General features: G+C 63.3%; 2 protein-coding genes and 1 rRNA gene. 2 read left to right on the top strand and 1 reads right to left on the bottom strand.

The annotated features are described in order from the left end of the window. Window positions 1-1,089 (top strand): AAA family ATPase (locus WCB02_RS01585; RefSeq protein ID WP_423955618.1); only part of this gene is annotated, 1,089 nt, incomplete at its 5' end. Window positions 1,090-1,422: 333 nt separating this feature from the next. Here WCB02_RS01585 and WCB02_RS01580 read toward each other — a convergent pair. After that, window positions 1,423-3,492 carry a peptidoglycan DD-metalloendopeptidase family protein gene (locus tag WCB02_RS01580; RefSeq protein WP_423955616.1) on the bottom strand — a complete coding sequence of 690 codons (2,070 nt, stop codon included), beginning with the start codon at window positions 3,490-3,492 and terminating at the stop codon, window positions 1,423-1,425. A gap of 839 nt (window positions 3,493-4,331) precedes the next feature. Between WCB02_RS01580 and WCB02_RS01575 the strand changes: the two genes are divergently transcribed. Continuing rightward, window positions 4,332-4,692: ribosomal RNA gene (locus WCB02_RS01575) — 16S ribosomal RNA — on the top strand; the annotation flags it as partial.

Here is a 4,692-nt window from a genome sequence, read left to right as displayed (position 1 = left end):
GCCGAGGCCGGCGAGGGCAAGGGCGCCATGGTCGAAGAGGCGGTGACGCCCAATCACATTGCGCAGGTGGTGTCGCGCTGGACCGGCATTCCGGTCGACCGCATGCTGGAAGGCGAGCGCGCGAAGCTCCTGCGCATGGAGGAGCAGCTGGAAAAGCGCGTGGTCGGTCAGGCCGAGGCCGTGCGTGCGGTGGCGACCGCCGTGCGCCGCTCCCGCGCCGGCCTGCAGGACCCGAACCGTCCGATGGGCTCGTTCATGTTCCTGGGGCCCACCGGCGTCGGCAAGACCGAACTGACCAAGGCGCTCGCCGAATATCTCTTCAACGACGAGACCGCGATGGTCCGCCTCGACATGTCCGAGTACATGGAGAAGCATTCGGTGTCGCGGCTGATCGGTGCGCCTCCGGGCTATGTCGGTTACGACGAGGGCGGCGCGCTGACCGAGGCGGTGCGACGCCGGCCCTACCAGGTGGTGCTGTTCGACGAGATCGAGAAGGCGCATCCCGACGTCTTCAACGTGCTGCTGCAGGTGCTCGACGATGGCCGGCTGACCGACGGGCAGGGCCGCACCGTCGACTTCCGCAACACGCTGATCATCATGACCTCGAATCTCGGTTCGGAGTTCCTGGTGAACCAGCCGGAGGGCGAGGATACGTCGGCGGTGCGCGAGCAGGTCATGTATGCCGTGCGCGCGCACTTTCGGCCCGAATTCCTCAACCGCGTCGACGAGATCATCCTGTTCCACCGCCTGCAGAAGAGCGAGATGGGCCGGATCGTCGAGATCCAGTTCGCTCGGCTGCAAAGGCTCTTGGAGGAGCGCAAGATCGTGCTCACGCTCGACGAGGCAGCGCGCGATTGGCTCGCGGCCAAGGGCTGGGACCCCGCCTATGGTGCGCGTCCCTTGAAGCGCGTGATCCAGCGCAACCTGCAGGATCCGCTCGCCGAGATGATCCTGGCCGGCGACGTGAAGGACGGCGACCGCGTCGCGATCTCGAGCGAAGGCAACGTTTTGACCTTCAACGGCAAGGCGCCGAATACCGCCGAGATCGCGCAGTTCGAGGCCCCGCTGCCGAAGCGCAAGCTGAACTGACGCAGGCGGTTCGCGGCCGCACGTTCGGACTCCGAAGGCGTCAAAATCCCCTCCGCGATGCGGAGGGGGGGTTTGCTCAGTTCAAGCGCCGGCGCGCCGATGAGGTCGTGAAGCGCCAATGCGACTGCGGCCACCCCGGCGCATGACGCAAAGCGGCAATTCCGGTGATGGCTTGGCTTGAACAATGTCGAGGCGCGTTGCGATTGACATCGACGATAGGTCTGCGCCGGCTTGGACGGTCGACGCCAAATCCACCGTGCAGACCTCTGCCGCCGTTCCAAGCGAGCGCTTAACCGAGCTGTTACCGAATGGCGGCTCGTAAGATGGACGATCTCAGCGGTCGCTGACCTGCAGCGTGCCGCCGGTGGCGTCCGAGATGTGTCCGATGGCGCCGGCGCGGCCGTTCAGCATGGTGTCGATGCGGTCGCGCTCCTTTTCGAAGCTGGCGATCATCGCGCCTTCCAGCGCGCGGCCGCGCGGCAGCTTGATGCGCATGGGGTCGACGAAGCGGCCGTTGACCAGGATCTCAAAGTGCACGTGCGGACCGGTCGACTGGCCGGTCGATCCGACGAAGCCGATCACCTGACCCTGACGCACCCGCTTGCCGATTTCCATGCCCTTGGCAAAGGCCGACATGTGGCCGTAGGCGGTCTCATAACCGTTGTTGTGCTTGATGCGGATATATTTGCCGTAGCCGCCTTCGAGGCCGGCCTTTTCGATCTCGCCGTTGCCGGCGGCAAAGATCGGCGTGCCATAGGCGGTGGCCCAGTCGACGCCGGTGTGCATCTTGAAAATGCCCAGGATCGGATGGCGGCGGTTGCCGAAGCCCGAGCGCATGATGGCTTCATTGACCGGCTTGCGCACCAGAAACTTCTTCGCGCTCTTGCCGCTCTCGTCATAATAGTCGACCACCCCGTCATCGGGGGTCTGGAAGCGGTAATATTTCTTGGTCTCGCCGCCCAAGGTGAGCGAAGCGAACAGAACCTCGTTCTTGTCGGCGTTCGAGCCCTCGTCCTCGCCGGCATAGAATACGTCGAAGGAATCACCAGGCTGCACCTTGCGCTGGAAGTCGACGTCGTAGGAATAGATCCGGATCATTTCGTCGATGACGGGGGTCGGCACCTTGTTGCGGAGCGCCGTCTCATAGATGCTCTGGTAGAGTCGGACGCCGCTGCCGTCGTCGTCGTCGTCCTCCTCCTGGCTGTTGCTGCTGTTGTCGGCGGTGTCGCTAACGGTGTTCATGCTCTGCACGTCGACCGCGACATATTTGCCGAGGTCCGACAGTGCGGCAGCGGCCTCGATCGTCGTGTCATTGGCGACGATCACGCGGTAGGGCTGCAGCCGCGCGCCGGGCGCAGCACTTGCGGGAGCCATCAGGATGCGCAGCTTCTCGCCGTCCTTGAGGCCGCCGTCGCGGCCATGGACGCCCAGCATCGCCGCGATCGCCTTGGCATCGTCAGGGGTTGCGCCCTGATCGTGCAGCACCGAGGTGACGCTATCGCCCCTCTTGACGATATGGACGTGCTCGCCGATCGGATTGCCGCCGGTGACCTGGTCCTTGGTCTTCGGCAGCAGCGTGACGTTCTCCGGCACCACCCGTGTTTCGAATCCGGCATAGGGGTCGGAGGCCGCGCCTTCGGCGGCGTACGCCATCTTGAGGTCCGACTGCGCGCCGCTGGCGTCTGCCGTGGCGTTGGCGAGCGCGTAGCGTACGCCGCTGCCATTGCCGTGCCAGTTCGCGGCATCGCGCACCCGCAACAGCACCTCGTCGAGCGCGACCACGGCCGCGATCTTCGCCTTCGGCAGCACCTGCCCCAGATCCTTGGTGACGAAGGACACCTCGGCATCGGGCTCGGCCGCGTCGGCCGCGGCCTGATCGCCGGCGGAACCGGTGGCGTCGGTATCGGAATCGTTCAGCAGGCGCTGGACGTTGAAGGCCGGAATCTTGGCGCTGAGGTCGCTCGTCGTCATCGACAGATTGCCGGAGATGCGGATCAACGGCCGTACCCGCATCACGTCGTGGTTGCCGACACGGGTAGCGGTGGAGACCCGCACCACGCTGCGCGTGGCGGTCGAATCACCGGGGGGCGGCAGCCGGTCGCTCTTGCGCAGCGTCGTGGTGTGGTCATTGGCGCCAAAGGCGCCGCGCAGCGCGGTCTCGACCCGCTCCGGCATCCTGGCAAAGGTCATTTCGCCGTCCAGCGACGCAAAAACGGCGCCGCCGATCAAGGCCGCGCCGCACAGTCCGGTCAGGATGGTGCCGCTGAACCATTGCACGGAGACGCGGCGGCGGTCGATCACAGCGGCCTCGGAACCGTCGACCGACAGCGGCGGCTCGTGGCCGAGATCAATGATCCCGATCTCGCGCCCGTACCCGCCCCCGCGTGACGTCCTTTGGCTCAACCGGCGTCCCCCCAAATTCCAACGTTCACATACGGGGAGATCTTCGGCCCGCTCTCGACCCGTGTTCGCTCCCCGCCAAGGGAGATCGGGAACATGGCCTATGCATGGTTGTCCGGGAATCACGGCGACACGGGCCGACTGGAATCGGGAACAACAACGCTGTGTTAAGATCTCTCGATGTCTCTCGGCCATCAGGAACAGACGGCTTTGTCTCGGCTCGCCCGTGCCTGACCAGATGAGCGCCGGCAGCCCCCACTGGCACCGGCGATTCATTCGTTAAGCACCTGTCAGAACGTCGCAGGATTGTGGCTCAAGTACGGCGTGTTCATCCGAAAGAACGCGGCTCCTCGCACCGCAAAAATTTCCACACGATGCGACGATTTGTTGACAACAGGCGTTGACAACGACGAATGGGCGGGCCTATAACCCGGCCACTGAGCGCGGCACTGCATTGGCCCTCGGCCAACGCAAGTTTCCGCGCCCGTAAAGCTCCTCACTATGATGAGTGACTCAACAGCCGGCACCAGTCGGTTGTGATTTGCCGTCGGAAGAGGTTGCGGACTCCCACAACTGGGAGTGGGGCGGTCGCTCCGGGCTGTTTGACAAGTGAAGATGAAGAAAGAGAAACGTGGACGGCGGAGTCCTTGCGGGTCTCGGATACTTGGAAACCTCGGTTTTCTTGTTTCGGGGCCGGACGAAAGACTTCGGCGGTACACGTTTTGAATAAGGTTACACCATGATCTCTTCATTGAGATCGCGTCGTCAGCGATGTGAATCGCGGTCGATGAATGGTGGGACCTCGTCAAAATTTGTGATCAGCCGGCTCAAAGTTTCAAGTCCAACTTGAGAGTTTGATCCTGGCTCAGAGCGAACGCTGGCGGCAGGCTTAACACATGCAAGTCGAGCGGGCATAGCAATATGTCAGCGGCAGACGGGTGAGTAACGCGTGGGAACATACCTTTTGGTTCGGAACAACCCAGGGAAACTTGGGCTAATACCGGATAAGCCCTTACGGGGAAAGATTTATCGCCGAAAGATTGGCCCGCGTCTGATTAGCTAGTTGGTGAGGTAATGGCTCACCAAGGCGACGATCAGTAGCTGGTCTGAGAGGATGATCAGCCACATTGGGACTGAGACACGGCCCAAACTCCTACGGGAGGCAGCAGTGGGGAATATTGGACAATGGGCGCAAGCCTGATC

The sequence above is a fragment of the Bradyrhizobium sp. genome, assembly GCF_049581145.1.
In the GTDB taxonomy this organism is placed as follows: domain Bacteria; phylum Pseudomonadota; class Alphaproteobacteria; order Rhizobiales; family Xanthobacteraceae; genus Bradyrhizobium.
This window is presented reverse-complemented; position numbering and strand designations above follow the sequence as displayed.